Genomic DNA, 17,420 nt, shown 5'->3' with positions numbered 1-17,420 from the left:
TGTTCTATCCCTTGTTTTACTGTTTTAAGGTCGATGTAGTTGTACATCTGTTCTTTGAATTTCACTCTCCAGAACTTCGGAAACTTCTTTTCCTCAGTCATGGATGGTCTCTCTCAAGACCTTGTCTTCATGAACTTTCAAGGTTGTTTCACTGTTCAATTATCAATGTCCTCTGCTTTAAGTCAGCTTACAAATATTATCATAATTTCCATTTCTTGTCAACTACTTTTTTATTTATTTTTTGACTTAAACGGAGAAGGAGGGATTTGAACCCTCGCGCCGCTGTTAACGACCTACTCCCTTTCCAGGGGAGCCCCTTCGGCCAGCTTGGGTACTTCTCCATAGCTGCTCTGATTTTTCAGAAACAAATGAAATTATACATCTAAACTAGATATAGCGGAGAGGGTGGGATTCGAACCCACGCGCCCTTGCGGACAAACGGTTTTCAAGACCGCCTCGTTATGACCACTTCGATACCTCTCCAATTGCAATCAGCAAAGAGAATATTACCATTGAGACGTGTTTTTGTCAATACCCTTTTTCAATTTTATTAAAGTTTTTTTTAGAATTACAATACATAGTCCAATCCGGATGGGGATAAAGATAAATATGTACTAATAAAAGTACATATTTACTCCTGCCTTTGCCTGTATTTAGACTGTTTGATGTATTGCACATTGTCCGTATTCGCATTCCATGTCCTGTATTTCTTCATCCATTGGAATATCTTCAATCCCAGCACCAAAATAATAGATACCTGCTTATCATCTCCGTTTTCTCATATTCATAGATTACAATTTTAAGTAAAAAGTATTTAGAATTTCGCTCAACGATTCATCCATGTGGGGTATTTTTGTAATGACTATCAGCATGAAAACATTGCTTGCTTCCATGCCGACTTCACTGACCTCGGCTATCAAGGCTCTGATTATCTGCTTTAAGCGTTTCCTCTCAGCTTCACATCTGTCTTTCATCCTATTCTATCTATCTCTGCTTTATAGATAACTCGCATTGGAGCTTTAATTCTTTAAATTTTAATGCAAAAAAGGGCCGATACTTCGATAGATTATTCATCTACTTTCGCAACTGCCTCTTCTTATCATTGAGTACAAAAAACTAAGCTCCTTCGCAATGAGCTATTCCTAATTCCATAATGCTCTCCTTACTTGTCAGTGCTTTCTTCCGGCAAAAGCAGATTATAAGGATAACAAGACAAAAATAAGCCCACTCATAACATAGGTCATCTGACAATTGTATGAATGCCCTTAATCCTTACAAGCAGAAATGCTTCTCTCTCATTTCTTAATTTTATCCTTCTTTCCCATGCTCCATATTAACTATAATTCCTTCTGCAAGCTTTTGTAATTCTTCCACTTCCTCCCGAGTTACGGAGTCCAGTTCCGCATCTGGATACGGATATCTTACCGGTTTACAGATACTCCATATAAAAGTCAACAACACACCTGCTAACAGTCCTATCTCAACAATACTTCCGAATGCTTCTTTCCATACACTGTTTCCGGGAAGATTTGAAGATACTATTGCTGTCAGTACTGCAAATCCATATGCTGCACAAGAAAAACCTGCAAAAAAACGAGCCTTCATCTGGCTAATTTTGTTTTGTTTTGTTCTTTTATTATTCATACTTTCTTATTTTCTCATTTACTTCTTTCATGATGAGGTCTTAAACATAAATATCCATTTTTTACTTATTTATTATTTACACCTATTATATTTTTCTTTTTACTACATAATACCTTATAATATTTAAAAATCAATAGCAAAAATCGGATAAATAAGTATAAATAAAAAATGGCAAAAGACTGTTTTTATTCTGCCATTTTTTGCCATATTAGGAGCTAATCTGATTTTTTATTAACTAAAAAAAGAGCCTTCCAGTTTCCTGGAAAGCTCTTACATTTAATGGACTCTAATTACTCAATGATAGTAGCCACACGACCAGATCCAACAGTTCTACCACCCTCACGGATAGCAAATGTAAGACCCTGCTCCATAGCGATAGGATGAATCAGTTCGATTGTCATCTCTACGTTATCGCCAGGCATGCACATTTCTGTACCAGCCGGAAGCTCGATAACACCAGTTACGTCAGTTGTTCTGAAGTAGAACTGCGGACGATAATTGTTGAAGAATGGTGTATGACGACCACCCTCGTCTTTTGTCAGAACGTATACCTGAGCGGTAAATTTTGTATGGCATTTGATTGTGCCTGGTTTAACAAGAACCTGCCCTCTTTCGATTTCCTCTCTCTTAACACCACGAAGCAGTGCACCGATGTTATCACCAGCCTGACCTTCATCAAGGAGCTTACGGAACATCTCGATACCTGTTACAGTTGTCTTCTTAACTTCTTCTTTGATACCAACGATTTCAACTTCTTCGTTTACATGCAGAACACCACGCTCTACTCTACCAGTTGCAACAGTACCACGTCCTGTAATAGTAAATACGTCCTCAACCGGCATCAAGAACGGCTGATCTGTAGCACGCTTCGGATCCGGAATCCACTCATCAACAGCAGCCATCAGCTCCATAACTTTGTCGCCCCACTCACCGTTCGGATCTTCCAGTGCTTTCAGCGCTGAGCCCTGGATAATCGGTGTATCATCACCCGGGAACTCATACTCGTTCAACAGCTCACGGATTTCCATGTCTACCAGTTCAAGCAGCTCCTCGTCATCTACCATATCGCATTTGTTCATGAATACTACGATGTAAGGAACGCCTACCTGACGGGAAAGAAGGATGTGCTCTTTTGTCTGAGCCATAACACCGTCTGTAGCTGCAACTACAAGAATAGCGCCGTCCATCTGAGCCGCACCGGTAATCATGTTCTTAACGTAGTCAGCATGCCCTGGACAGTCAACATGTGCGTAATGTCTGTTATCTGTCTCATACTCAACGTGTGCAGTAGAGATTGTGATACCACGTTCTCTCTCTTCCGGAGCCTTATCGATATTCTCGAAGTCTGTAGCTGTATTACCTTCTACCCTCTGAGAAAGCACTTTTGTGATAGCAGCTGTCAGGGTTGTTTTACCATGGTCAACGTGACCGATGGTACCAATATTACAATGTGGTTTCGTTCTTTCAAATTTAGCTTTAGCCATTTTGAATGTCCTCCTTGATAAATATACGCCTTTTCGGCTTTTTTGATTTCATTAAACTACATAGGCTATCTCTGATTATATTTCAAATCAGAGAGTTTTTCAAGCCTAATTTTCATAATAAATGCCATTTTTTAAGGCATCATCGCCCTTTTTATTATTTGGACTTTGCACTCAGGACTTTTTCCTGTACAGACTTTGGAACCGGCTCATATTTCTCAAAGAACATAGAGTAGTTGCCGCGTCCCTGTGTCTTAGAACGCAAGTCTGTAGAATATCCAAACATCTCAGCCAGCGGCACATAACCACGAACGATTTTTCCGCCGCCGATATCATCCATACCCTCAATACGTCCACGGCGTGAGTTGATATCACCGATAACATCACCCATGTACTCTTCTGGCATAGTTACTTCTACTTTCATAATCGGCTCAAGCAGAATAGCATCGCCCTTCTTCATAGCATCTTTGAATGCCATAGAACCTGCGATATGGAATGCCATCTCACTGGAATCGACTTCATGGTAAGAACCATCGTATACATTTGCATGTACACCCAATACAGGGAATCCACCGAGGATACCAGCCTTTGCAGCCTCTTCAATACCTTCTCCGACTGCCGGGATGTACTCTTTCGGAATCGCACCGCCGACAACGGTAGACTCGAACTTGAAGGTCTCTTCGCCGTTCGGATCCATCGGTTTGAAAACAACCTTACAGTGTCCATACTGTCCACGTCCGCCGGACTGCTTTGCATACTTGCTGTCCACCGTAACTTCTTTTGTAAAAGTCTCTTTGTAAGCAACCTGCGGTGCGCCTACATTTGCCTCTACTTTAAACTCACGGAGCAGACGGTCTACGATGATCTCCAGGTGCAGCTCACCCATACCTGCGATGATGGTCTGTCCCGTCTCATGATCTGTATGAGCACGGAATGTCGGGTCTTCCTCCGCCAGCTTCGCAAGAGCTTCACCCATCTTGCCCTGTCCGGCTTTCGTTTTAGGCTCAATAGCCAGCTCGATAACCGGCTCTGGGAACTCCATGGACTCCAGAATTACCGGATGCTGCTCGTCGCAGATGGTATCACCTGTAGCTGTCAGCTTAAATCCAACTGCTGCAGCAATATCGCCAGAGTATACTTTATCCAGCTCTGCTCTCTTATTCGCATGCATCTGAAGAATACGTCCTACACGCTCTTTCTTTCCTTTTGTTGAATTCAGTACATAAGAGCCTGAATTCAATGTTCCTGAATAAACACGGAAGAACGCCAGTTTTCCAACAAACGGGTCAGCCATAATCTTAAATGCCAAAGCAGAAAACGGCTCCTCATCTGAAGAATGTCTCACTGTCTCATTTCCATCCAGGTCTGTTCCCTGGATATCCGGTACGTCTGTCGGTGCCGGCATAAACTCAATAACTGCATCCAGAAGCTTCTGGACGCCCTTGTTTCTGTAAGCAGTACCGCAGCATACAGGAACTGCCGCACACTCACAGGTTCCTTTCCTTAAAGCAGCTTTCAGTGCCTCTACAGACGGTTCTTCCCCTTCCAGGTACTCCATCATCAGATCATCATCCAGCTCGCAGATTTTCTCTACAAGCTCTGTATGATACAGTTCCGCATCGTCTGCCATATCTTCCGGAATATCTACGATAGAGATGTCCTCACCCTTATCATCGTTGTAGATATATGCCTTCATCTCAAACAAATCAACGATTCCTTTGAATTCATCTTCTTTGCCAATTGGAAGCTGGATACAGATTGCGTTTTTGCCCAATCTTGTCTTAATCTGCTCTACAGCTCCATAAAAATCTGCACCCAGGATATCCATCTTATTGATGAATGCCATACGCGGTACATTATAAGTGTCAGCCTGACGCCATACATTCTCTGACTGTGGCTCAACACCGCCCTTTGCGCAGAATACGCCTACAGCTCCGTCAAGTACACGCAGGGAACGCTCAACCTCTACGGTAAAGTCAACATGTCCTGGCGTATCAATGATATTGATACGGTGCTCCAATGCGCCCGGCTTTGCCTTGCAGTTTTCCTGCAAAGTCCAGTGACAGGTCGTAGCGGCTGAAGTAATTGTGATACCTCTTTCCTGCTCCTGCTCCATCCAGTCCATAGTAGCAGTGCCTTCATGAGTATCACCGATTTTGTAGTTTACACCAGTATAATAAAGGATACGCTCTGTCGTTGTGGTTTTACCCGCGTCAATATGAGCCATGATACCAATATTCCTGGTTCTCTCTAATGGATATTCTCTTCCAGCCAAGGTCTTTTCCTCCTATAACATTAGAAGCGGTAATGCGCAAATGCCTTGTTCGCTTCTGCCATTTTATGCATATCTTCTTTCTTCTTCACGGATGCGCCTGTATTGTTAGCGGCATCCATGATTTCATTTGCAAGCCTCTCCTGCATTGTTTTCTCGCCTCTTTTACGTGAAAACAATGTCAGCCAGCGAAGAGCCAGAGCCTGACGCCTGTCAGCCCTTACTTCGATGGGCACCTGGTAAGTAGCTCCACCGATACGTCTTGCTTTAACTTCAAGTACAGGCATGATATTATTCATAGCCTCTTCAAAAACTTCGATCGCCGGCTTACCGGATTTCTCTTCAACTCTGCTAAATGCTCCGTATACGATTTTCTGTGCAATCCCCTTCTTACCATCTAACATGATGTTATTGATAAGCTTGGTAACCACTTTATTATTGTACAGCGGATCTGCTAAAACGTCTCTTTTCTGAGTATGTCCTTTACGTGGCACGGTACTTCCCTCCTTAACTATTGTTGCGGTCCTGCCGCATTGATTAAATCATCGGTACTCACAATGTGTCGTTCTACTTTGTGTGCATGCTGGGACTTCTATATCAACCTGCAACCACCTGGCGAATATATCATCCGGCACAACCATAGTTCTGTTAGTGATACGATTTTATGAAAATTTACTTCTTAGCGTCTTTCGGTTTCTTAGCGCCATATTTGGAACGTGCCTGCCTTCTCTTTGCAACGCCTGCCGTATCCAGAGTTCCACGGATGATGTGGTAACGGGTACCTGGCAAGTCTTTTACCCTTCCCCCACGAATCAGCACAACGCTATGTTCCTGAAGGTTATGTCCCTCACCCGGGATATAGCTTGTCACTTCAATTCCATTGGAAAGACGGACTCTGGCAATCTTTCTAAGCGCGGAGTTCGGCTTCTTTGGTGTTGCAGTCTTTACTGCGGTACATACCCCCCTCTTCTGTGGTGAAGATACGTTCGTGCTTCTCTTCTGCAGGGAGTTAAATCCTTTTTGAAGCGCCGGTGCAGTAGATTTCTTTTCAGAAGTCTGACGTCCTTTTCTTACTAACTGATTAAATGTTGGCATTCCTATTCACCTCCTGTTAGAATGTGGTTGCTTTAAATGTCAATTTTATGTGTGCAAAAAAAATGTGTTCACACACACTTTTTCATTATACGTATCCCACTATGCCCTGTCAAGGGCTTTTCTACTGTTTTTTATCCTGTTTTTTATCAAATAAAGTAACAGTTCAGCCTTCGGATTCACTGTTACGGAATCCAGCCCATTTAAAGTTTGCTGTTCGCAAAGGGCTGGATTCTCTGGCTGAATTTACGCATTCTCATGGACTTTGCAGCAGGTGCAAAGTCCTGGGCTGAACTGTTACCAAATAAAAACTATTTTCCGCGTCATATTTCGCTCTGTGAAACGTTTTTAATTAACAGGGAGTATTTTTTATGATACTGCACAAATTTCTGCAAGGCTCGGTGCGGATTGGTATCAAGAGTACGGAGTACTGTCTCTGTTTCTACCAGTCCCGTAACATTTTTATGCAGGTATTCGGAATAGCTGCTCCACCAGTAGTCCTGTATTCTCTCAGCATATCCCCTGGCCAGCATATGAATATAGCAACAGTATTTCAGCGTATCTTCACTGCCGCAGAAAACCATACGTTTACTCACGGTTTCTACCTCTTCCTTCCCGCAGGGATATAGGGAAAGATAGCTTTCCTGCAGTTCCTGTGCCATGGCATCCGAAGTCTGTCCAATACCGCTGTCTTTAAGAGGGTGCAGCAGAAAATGCGCTTCCTGGTCCAAAATACAGAATGCATATACACGAAACCTGACTTTTTCCCTTATCCGCAAGAGCCGGTTAAGAAACTGCTTTTTCACCCGTTCGTCTGCCAGCCACCACGTCCTTTTGCTGCCCCGAAAAATCAAATAATGAAAATCGCCTTCTATTTTTGTATACGACATAAATATCCTTCCTCCCAATTTTTGTATGGATGCAAAACAAAACGCCGGCTTTCGTCTTACATTTATTTTAAGACATTTTTCTTCAATATTCAACATATTTTTCTTTATGCCCCGCATCGAAACGCAAAACGCGTATATTCCGGAAGGACTTTTTTCTATTATCCTATTTTCTAAAAAATGCAACATTTTGTCGCATACAAAAGAACAGGCAAAACAGTTCTTTATCTGTTCTGCCTGTTCCCTGCACTTTCTGTATTCTATTACTGCTGATTTCTTATGTGTTTTATTTAAAGTATTCCACACCGGACTCAAAAATTCTGATATCCTGTTCACCGTAAATATTGAGCGCTACAGAATCGCCCTTTCTTTCACAATGCGCCATCTTTCCGAGTACACGCCCATCTGGGCTTGTAATTCCTTCAATCGCACAGTATGAGCCATTCACATTCCATTCTTCATCATTCACTTTCAGATTTCCATCCGCATCTACATACTGGGTAGCTACCTGCCCATTCGCAAATAATCTGTCAACCCATTCTTTATTTGCCACAAAACGCCCTTCACCATGGGAAGCCGGATTACAGTAAGTCCCTCCAAGTTTGGCCTGCTGCAGCCACGGCGATTTATTTGTTACAACTTTCGTATAAACCATTTTGGAAATATGCCGCCCAATCGTATTAAACGTCAGTGTCGGCGAATCCTCCGTCTGCCCTGCGATTTCTCCATGTGGCACCAGTCCCAGTTTAATCAATGCCTGAAACCCATTACAGATCCCCAGCGCCAGCCCGTCCCGCTCATTTAAAAGCTTCATGACTGCCTCTTTCATCTTTGCATTCTGGAACGCCGTTGCAAAAAACTTTGCTGAACCATCCGGCTCATCTCCGGCAGAAAAACCGCCTGGGAACATAATAATCTGCGCCTGTTCAATCGCATCTGCGAACACATTCACGGAATCACGGATATCCTCTGCTGTCAAATTCTTAAATACTTTCACATCCACTTCCGCTCCGGCACGCTCAAAAGCTTTCGTACTGTCATATTCGCAGTTTGTCCCAGGGAAAACCGGGATGAATACCCGCGGTTTCGCCACCTTATGCCTGCATATATAAACACTGTCCGCCCTGTAAAGCGACTCCTCTTTCTCTTCCTGAGGCTCTGCACCAGATACCGTGCGGAACACATTTTCGAGCGTTCCTGTCCACGCACCAAGCGCTTCTTCCATAGAAATGCACACATCCCTATATTCTAATGCTGCTCTGTCTGTCACCTCGCCAATGAGCGTATAGGTAATCGCCAGACTGCCAACTTTTCCATCTGGCACTTCTGCCACGATATTTCCAAAGCCCGGAGTAAACAAGTCTCTCTCATCTACATGATGTTCCATCTTGATACCCATATGATTTCCAAATGCCATCTTGCTTACTGCTGCCGCAATACCTTTACCGTCTACTGCATATGCTGAAATAATCCTGCCTTCTTTTACATCTTCAAAGAATTTGCCGTACTGCTCCATTGCCTGTCCGTAATTTGGCAAATCATACGTGTCCTTTTCCATTTTGAGCAGAACCAGTTTGCTTCCCGCACGTTTCAGCTCCGGAGTAATAATTGTCCGGCTGCTCGCCACATCCACTGCAAAGCTTACCAGCGTAGGCGGCACGTCAATTTCATTAAACGTACCGGACATACTGTCTTTTCCCCCAATGGAGGGAAGTCCGAAGCCAAGCTGTGCCGAATATGCCCCCAGAAGCGCCGCAAACGGCTGGCTCCATCTGGAAGGTTCCTCCGTCATGCGCCTGAAATATTCCTGGAAAGTAAAACGAATCTTCCTGTAATCCCCTCCATTTGCCACAATTTTTGCCACTGATTCCACCACGGCATAAACTGCGCCGTGATACGGACTCCAGCTGGACAAATACGGATCAAAGCCATAGCTCATCATAGTAACTGTGTCCGTCTTTCCTTTCAGTACCGGAAGTTTCGCTACCATCGCCTGTGTCTCGGTGAGCTGATACTTTCCTCCATGAGGCATAAACACGGAACCGGCGCCGATAGAACCGTCAAACATTTCCACCAGCCCCTTCTGTGAGCATACATTCAAATCTTTCAGAGTATCCATCCACTTTCCTTTAACATCAGCTATCTCTTTTCTGACAAAATATCTGTCTGTCTCGGAAGGCATCTCTACAAACACATCTGTTTCCTGATGCGCGCCGTTGGTATCCAGGAATGCGCGGGAAATGTTCACGATTTCCTTTCCTCTCCAAATCAATACCAAACGCGGCTCTGCAGTCACTTCCGCCACTTCTACTGCCTCCAGGTTCTCTTCCGCTGCATATTTCATAAACTCGTTTACATCTTTTGGAGCTACAACTACCGCCATACGCTCCTGAGACTCAGAAATCGCAATTTCCGTCCCGTCAAGCCCTGCATATTTTTTCGGTACTTTGTCCAGATATATATGGAGTCCATCCGCCAGCTCGCCAATAGCCACTGAAACGCCGCCTGCGCCAAAATCGTTACATTTCTTGATTAACCGGCTTACTTCCGGACGCCGGAACATACGCTGGATTTTTCTTTCAGTAGGCGCATTTCCTTTCTGCACTTCCGCCCCGCACACCTCGATGGACGCCTCTGTATGTACTTTGGAAGAACCGGTCGCACCGCCGATACCATCCCGCCCGGTACGTCCTCCCAGCAGGATGATGATATCGCCCGGATCGGAAGTCTCCCTGATCACGGCTTTGCGCGGAGCCGCGCCAAGCACTGCTCCAATTTCCATTCTTTTTGCCGCATAGTTCGGATGATAGATTTCCTTTACCAAACCTGTCGCCAGCCCTATCTGATTTCCATAAGAACTGTATCCGTGGGCGGCCTCCCGTACCAGCTTCTTCTGCGGCAGTTTTCCTTTCATCGTCTCTTTCACGGAAACTGTGGGATCGGCTGCCCCGGTCACGCGCATAGCTTGATATACGTAAGTACGTCCGGAAAGCGGATCACGGATTGCCCCGCCCAGGCAGGTTGCAGCGCCGCCGAACGGTTCGATTTCTGTTGGATGATTATGTGTCTCATTCTTAAAGTTCACAAGCCACTCTTCTGTTTCACCGTCAATCTCCACCGGAACTACAATACTGCACGCATTGATTTCATCAGATTCCTCCTGGTCCTCCAGCTTTCCTTCCTTTTTCAGCTTCCTCATAGCCATCAAAGCCAAATCCATCAGGCATACAAATTTATCATCTCTTCCTTTGAAGATTTCTTCACGGTCAGCCAGATATTTTTCATATGTTCCTACAATCGGCTCTTTATAATATCCTTCACCAAAAGCTACGTTTTTCAGTTCTGTGGAAAATGTAGTATGGCGGCAGTGATCTGACCAGTACGTATCTAACACACGTATTTCCGTCATAGAAGGATTCCGCTTCTCCTCAGCTTCAAAATATTTGCGGATATGCAGAAAATCTTTAAAAGTCATGGCCAATCCCAGGGAATTATACAGCTCTTTCAATTCCTCTTCAGACTTCCCGATAAAACCTTCAAAAATCATTACATCCTGTGGTTCTTCAAAATCTGCCGCCAGCGTTTCCGGCTTTACCATCCCTGTCTCCCTGGAATCTACCGGGTTAATGCAGTGTGCTTTAATCGCTGCGAATTCTTCGTCCGTAACATCTCCTTCAACCACATATGTAGTCGCTGATTTAATTATCGGCTCCTCATCCTCTTTTAGAAATTTGACACACTGCACGGCTGAATCTGCCCTCTGGTCAAACTGCCCCGGCAGATATTCTACGGAAAATACCCGTGCGCCTGCCGCCACGTCAAAGCTTTCTTTGTAAAGCACATCTACAGGAGGCTCAGAAAATACAGTTTTACATGCCCTTTCAAAAACCTCATCCGAAATATTCTCTACGTCATAACGAATCAGTTCCCGTACTCCCGTCAGGGAGCCGATTCCCAAATAGCTGCGGATTTCATGGCTCAGCTCCTTTGCTGCTCCCGCAAACGCCGGCTTCTTTTCCACATACACTCTTCTTACGTTGCTCATCTGGTTCCTCCATGCTCTATGTTATAATTTGCAGATACCAAAATCAGTTATCTTTTTTATTCTACCATTGCATTGGGTTTCTTGCAAGAAAAATACAGGCACAGAGTGCATTCCACACTCTGCGCCTGCAGTTTACTGCCTATTTAATTGTTGATTTTTTACTCATACCGCCCTTTTTCTTAAGGTTAGTAAGCAGTTTCTTTTTCTGTGCTGTCTTCTTAATCTTTTTCGCCGTAACTACAACCTTCTTAGCTGTCTTACTGAAAGCTTTCTTACCAATTGTGGGAGCTTTCTTACCCTGGAAGGTAACTTTTTTCAGTTTCTTACAGCCCATAAATGCCTGCTTTCCAATGGATTTCACATTCGCGCCAACCGTGAGTTTTGCGGCATTCTTACAGCTCTTAAAGGCATTATTGCCTATCTTCGTTACTTTATAGATCGTACCGCTAATCTTCACGGTAGATTTAACCGTTATGCTCTTAAGCTTTGCATCCCCTTTTACAGCAGATGCAGTTTTGCTCTTAGCATTGTCAATTTTATACTGAATGCCTGATATGGTTACCACGTTTGATACTGGTGGTTTCGGCGTCGGTCCTGGATCCGGCGCCGGCGTTGCTGCCGTAAACCGATACTTCACTAACCGCTCTGTCAGGCGCGTCAGTTCTGCCACACTCGGCGTCGCTTTCGCCAGCTCTGCCTGTAAAGCCTTCTTAATAGCTTCATAAGCGTTCCAGCTCTCGGCGGTATAGCGGCCATTATTACTGGTTTCTGCTTTACTCAGCGCTGCCTGTGCTGCTGCCTGTGCTTTTTTAAGTTCTTCGCTCGGCGGTACAACTGCCGACACTTCATCTAATTTATATTCTTTCAGCAATTTCGTCAGACGTACCAGCTCTGCTTCATTAAGCTCTTCCTTATCCAGCTCTGCCTGAAGCGCTTTTTTAATATCTTCATAACCCTTCCAGCTCTCGGCGGTATAGCGGCCCCCGTTAATAGCCTCCGCGTTAGCCAGCGCCTCTCTTGCCGCATCTGCCGCTGCTGTCGCTGTAGTGGTTTTCAAACATGCCATGGCAGCATCAAAAAGATCTTTGACCTCTTGTATCTCTTCTACAGAAAGCTGATCCAATCCCGGACTTGCGGCCGCATAAGCAATATCATATTTCCTTGTAAATTCCGTCCAGCTCTCAGCCGTATACTTTGTTTCACCATTTTCCAAAAGCACATTGCCTCTGTTCCTGATAGCGTGCGCCCTGTCTATAGCTGCCTGTGCTTCTGCTTTCACCTTTTCCTGCGCCTCTTTGCTTACCACCTTAATAATAAGCTGTTTTGCTTCTGTTAATGCATCGCCAAAGGAAGCGCTGACCATGAGCACTATCTGTCCCGGATTCGTTACTCGAAGTGTTTTCTGTCCGCCCTCGCCGTCAATAATAGACGCCCCGGCTGTATTCTGCTCTCCTGTCCCCAGCGAGTACGCCCGAACCAGCATCGGATCCACTGTATGCTTTAAACAGCCATATCTGTTCGTTCGTACTACTACTTTATTATCCATCACAACCATAGTTGATTCAGCGCCTGACTCCAGAACAATTTCGGACGGGCCTATATAAGAAATTGCACCAATCGCACACTCACAGGTATCTTTATTTCTGTCCTGTAAGTTTCCGTCTGCTGTCACCAAGTTTGTCTTTGCTGACGCATAAATCTCCGGCTTTCTATTTGCTTTCGACTGAACAAGCGCCTGGGCTCTGTCGTAAGCCGCCCTGTATGCCTGCCAGGTCTGCCGTGTATAACGGAGTTCGTCCGTATCTTCCATTTCTCCATTTTCATTTTCTACCTGCTTATAGGCAGATTTCCTTGGATTCTCCTGAATATACTCTGCCAGAGCCGCCTTGGGTTCTTCGAGTCCTTTACACTTATAAATATAAGTCAATACTGCTCCCGTGTCATCCAATTCACAAGATTCAATATCATCTTCCGAAACAGTTATCCATTCCTCGGCATTAGCTTCTGTACTTGGATTTTTTATATACAGGAAATTATTTTCTGCAGCATTTGACGGGAATACAACATCTTTATCCGTATCTTTTACCAGCTGCTTCTCACCTGTCTCTACCTCAACTTTCAGCCGATAGTCCTCATAAGCGCTTGGCATTTCAACCTCTGTCGTACTGCCTTCTGTATTTTCCAGCCATGTACAGCTTTTCAGCTTGTAGGCAGAAGGATTACCGCTCAACACTACATTCGGTTCATATCCCTCCAGATAATCATCAAAAAATTCTTTAATTTCAGCTGCCGTATCAACACTGGCCTCTGGCGCTGTATAACTTCCCAGAAAATCACTATCTCCGGCTTCTCCTGAATGTGTATAGGAGTACATTTCAAAGTTCTTTATTGTACCTGTATATATTTCTTTACTGGTCTTTGCTAGAGTTCCATCATCTCCATGCTCCCACATTTCGGCGTTATAGCCAATAGTAAATTTAGGAAATTCCGGCATATGCTCTCCAGGTTTCAGATTCCCGGACACTGCTCTGGCCGTACCACGTTTCCCGCCTGCATACAATTCGAACTTTCCGCCTGTATACACCGCTATCATCTCTATATTCTGTCCCAGGAACTCCTTAACATCAATCGTTGTTGTTGGCCACAGCTTTCCACTCGGATTGCTTGGATTCCACGCACACCCAAACACCTGCAGATTAACTGCGCTTCCGCTCGGCTCTAACTGTATTCCATATTGACTGTTCAGCTTTCCAATGACAGACTGCTTTCCGGTTACTGTTGCGGGCAGCCCCAGCTCACAGCGAATCAAAAAGCTCTTAGTCGGAGAATCCGCGCTTTCATGCCCCATATCAAAAATCTGGTTAATTGGATTCCCTTCCTCGTCGGTGTTATTTGCCGTTACCATTCCCTGAACGCTTCCATCTTTATTTACCTTAAATCCTTCTTCATAAATAAACTGTACGTCAGGGTTATCCGTAGTTCCCGTAATTCCTCCGTTATCCTCCATCCAAACTTTTTGTTCATCAAACGTCCTGTCTATATATACTTTGGGGTTAAACTCATCATTGGACAAATCCGCAGTGCTCACGTCTGCCGGTTTCAATCCTACATAACCTTTATACTCATACTCCGCCCGCAAATCTTCCAAAAGCTCTTTGTAATATTCCTCAGATTCATATGCAACATCCACCGTTTCCGATGAATCTGAACTTCCATAGGCTCCCACTGCGGCAACAGCTTCGTCATAAACCTCTTTAAACGTTTTCCAGCTTCTCTTGGAATACTGTGCTTCTGCCTGCTCTTTCGTCAGAGATGCAATCCTGTTCATTTCTTCTGCACGCCCGGAAGTCTGAACTTCAGCTTTCAGAGCGTTATATGCATCTATCGGAGAATTCAGCGGTTCATACTCGTAGTCTACGGTCAAATAGCTCTTCCCATTTTCATCCGGTCCCTGAGGAGCACCTGTTGGGTATGCCTGAAGCTCACTATCCCCGTTCAGGATAATTGTCGTCACATCTGCAAAACGGTTGGAAGTACTCAAAGTTGCTTCAAAACCGTACGTTACATTATCCCTGAATTTCTCATCCGCTGTCATGTCTGTTTTGGTATTTCCATTTTTCTTATACCATTTATAATTCTCCACATTATAATTGCCGTCTATTGCCGCAGAAATTCTGGAGTTCCCCACCGTTTCATTATATGTCGGCTCCTTAACACTCAGGCCTATATCCCCTGTTTCCTCTGCAATCCTTGTACCCATAATTTCGATTTCACTGATACCAATATTAGGATTCATTTCGTCTGCATTGGACGCCCTCTCCTTAAACTCAAAACGGACATATCTCTTAAGGCGTTTCGTCGTATAATTTTCCTCCGGAATGGCAAGCTCTTTAAAGCTCTGGCCTCCTGTATTTGTATCCGTCGCATTACCTACTACTTCCCACGTTCCCGGAAAAACAGGTGATCCGCCTGCCAGCTCAATATTATTCTCATTTTCCGGTACGCCATCCGGCTCACTATACTCGTCCGAAGTATAAACCATGTAATTATTCGCGGAGTCAAATGCAAACCATTTAACTGTAATAGAATTTACCAGCGTTGTTGTATCTTCTCCCAAATCCAACACAAAGTTAGCGGCATCCCTTTTATTTTCCAACATGTTGATACCTGTTTGATTTTCAGCATTGAACACGGACGGAACCCAATGCTCAACATCACTTTCTGATGTTTCTGCTTTCCCGTCAATCGCATATTCCGGAGTCATGGTGATCTTCTGTCCTTCAATTTCATATGAGTCCGCTCCTGAGTAAGCCGCAATCCGAGTGGAACCGCCTGCACTAATTCCCAAAGCCACGTTCTCTTCACCCTGTGGTTTCCAAACATCTCCATAGATTTCAAACTCGCGAAGCCCGCCTTCTGCCATACCGCTGTCTGACGCCGTATTTACGTTCTTAATTACCAGACGGACGTATCTCTTAAGCGTAGTAGTCTTAAGCTTCCTATTCTCATTATCGGAATCATTGAACACATCCAATGGCTGCTGAATCGGATTTGACGCCGTATCACTGTATACCTGACGGTCAAACTCCGCTACACTCGTCCAAGTGGAACCTTCCTTTCCGGCGTAATCCAGCTGTGCCCACGAAACCCCTGTGCTGTTTTCTCCTAAAGTAGACGTACAGGTATCTGAAGTCTCTATGGAATATCTGCTTCCCCACGCCCGCGCATTCCATCTAAGCTGAATCTCTGAAATTTTCGTTTCTGTAGAGTGCAGGTCATAAACAATGTAGTTTACATTCCCGTTTCCGTTATTCCATGCAGGAGCACTCTTTGGCCGCCAATAATCATTATCAGCCGTACCGGCCTCCACATTCCCATGTCCATTAATGGTATTTAAAGGACTCGTATCATTGTTCATCCTTCCGGTATACGCTTTCACAGTTGCTTTTCCACCGGCGCTCGCTCCCAACGCTACATTCTCGCTCTCTGCTTTTTGGCTCAGTCTTCCGACTTCATTAATATACATACGGCTTCCTGAGATGAATTTATTCTCTCTTTCCGCACTGCTTCCAGACGTCTCCTGCACTTCTACGCATACATGGCGCGCCTTCTGCGCTCTGTCAAAAACAGCTTCTTGCCAGCCTTCTGAAGTCCATTTATCATCTGCAGGCGTTTCGTAAACCTGGAGCCAGCCTGACTCATCAATCGTCTGTATATCCTCCGTATCTACATTAGATACGTAAATCTTACACCGCTCAATACTACCGTCTTCCCCGATTGGCAAATAACTCACAGACCCCAAAAGCTTTGAAGTTTCAAGGGTAAAATAAAGCTTTTTTCCTGCCGCTGAGGACAATTCATTGGTAAACATATACTTTGACTTTACTTTCAAACCGCTAACCGGCGTTGAAGTATTTTCCTCGCTGCTGCTCAAATTAGATGTCACGCTCAGCTTTCTTTCATCTACCGGTCTGTATTTATACTGCAGTCCCATATCCTGTTCCGTCTGCGCAGCCGCCTGCACTGAAATTCCTGCCAGCTTGGAGAACGGAACGCCCGTTACCGCCAAAGCACCTGCCAGGAAACCTGCCAAAAACCTTTTCCACTTCATACTTAAAATCTCCTTCGCAAAATATCCAGTGTATCCTACACCCAATTTATCAGATAACAAAAAACTCCGGAACTTTCTCTGTCCCTTTGAATATACCATCTCCTTTCCCACAAAAATCCCCTGCTATAAAAGTTTTTGCGAAACTTCTCTCTAATGTTTTTAATTATAGCATACACATTTATAGAAAGCAACTTAGAATCCCCTGCTCTCCACCTTTCGCTTTGATTTAAATTCGTAAAAAATAAAACGAAATTTCCGAAAAATTTTATTGACTTTTGTCACATTTCATGATATAAAGATATAGTATTTTGTACAGGGGATTGGTCAAATGGTATGACAGGAGTCTCCAAAACTCTTAGCGGGAGTTCGATTCTCTCATCCCCTGTTA

The 17,420-nt window shown here is 44.3% G+C and carries 8 protein-coding genes and 3 tRNA genes; 1 reads left to right on the top strand and 10 read right to left on the bottom strand.

Going from position 1 to position 17,420, the window contains the following annotated elements; all coding sequences use genetic code 11:
* Positions 1-251: 251 nt before the first annotated feature.
* The 10 genes from NFR99_RS04335 to NFR99_RS04290 all read right to left on the bottom strand — a co-directional run bounded on the left by NFR99_RS04335 (position 252) and on the right by NFR99_RS04290 (position 17,032).
* Positions 252-341 (bottom strand) — tRNA-Ser (locus tag NFR99_RS04335).
* 56 nt (positions 342-397) lie between these two features.
* Positions 398-483 (bottom strand) — tRNA-Ser (locus tag NFR99_RS04330).
* Positions 484-1,308: 825 nt separating this feature from the next.
* On the bottom strand, positions 1,309-1,644 hold the full coding sequence (locus tag NFR99_RS04325) for a hypothetical protein (RefSeq protein WP_120482955.1): 336 nt from the start codon (positions 1,642-1,644) through the stop codon (positions 1,309-1,311).
* 290 nt (positions 1,645-1,934) lie between these two features.
* Complete coding sequence (gene tuf / locus NFR99_RS04320) at positions 1,935-3,128, bottom strand: elongation factor Tu (protein WP_135976579.1); 1,194 nt, start codon at positions 3,126-3,128, stop codon at positions 1,935-1,937.
* Between the two features lie 154 nt (positions 3,129-3,282).
* Positions 3,283-5,400: an elongation factor G gene (gene fusA / locus NFR99_RS04315; RefSeq protein WP_135976578.1), complete on the bottom strand. Its 2,118-nt coding sequence runs from the start codon at positions 5,398-5,400 to the stop codon at positions 3,283-3,285.
* 20 nt (positions 5,401-5,420) lie between these two features.
* Entirely contained in the window at positions 5,421-5,891 is a 471-nt protein-coding gene (gene rpsG, locus NFR99_RS04310; protein ID WP_199735681.1) for a 30S ribosomal protein S7, read from the bottom strand.
* 178 nt (positions 5,892-6,069) lie between these two features.
* Positions 6,070-6,492 (bottom strand): 30S ribosomal protein S12, encoded by a 423-nt coding sequence (rpsL, locus tag NFR99_RS04305; protein WP_120482962.1) that lies wholly within the window; start codon positions 6,490-6,492, stop codon positions 6,070-6,072.
* A 320-nt stretch (positions 6,493-6,812) separates the two neighbouring features.
* Complete coding sequence (locus NFR99_RS04300; RefSeq protein WP_135976577.1) at positions 6,813-7,379, bottom strand: hypothetical protein; 567 nt, start codon at positions 7,377-7,379, stop codon at positions 6,813-6,815.
* A gap of 283 nt (positions 7,380-7,662) precedes the next feature.
* A complete protein-coding gene (locus NFR99_RS04295) occupies positions 7,663-11,421 on the bottom strand; it encodes a phosphoribosylformylglycinamidine synthase (RefSeq protein ID WP_135976576.1) in 3,759 nt (1,252 codons plus the stop codon).
* Between the two features lie 139 nt (positions 11,422-11,560).
* A complete protein-coding gene (locus tag NFR99_RS04290; protein ID WP_251352866.1) occupies positions 11,561-17,032 on the bottom strand; it encodes a leucine-rich repeat protein in 5,472 nt (1,823 codons plus the stop codon).
* A gap of 314 nt (positions 17,033-17,346) precedes the next feature.
* Here NFR99_RS04290 and NFR99_RS04285 point away from each other — a divergent pair.
* Positions 17,347-17,417: transfer RNA gene (locus NFR99_RS04285), tRNA-Trp, on the top strand.
* Positions 17,418-17,420 lie beyond the last annotated feature (3 nt).

This window comes from Hominisplanchenecus murintestinalis, assembly GCF_943193015.1.
GTDB lineage: Bacteria > Bacillota > Clostridia > Lachnospirales > Lachnospiraceae > Hominisplanchenecus_A > Hominisplanchenecus_A murintestinalis.
Note: the sequence above shows the minus strand (reverse complement) of the source record. Positions and strands in the feature narration are given on the sequence as shown.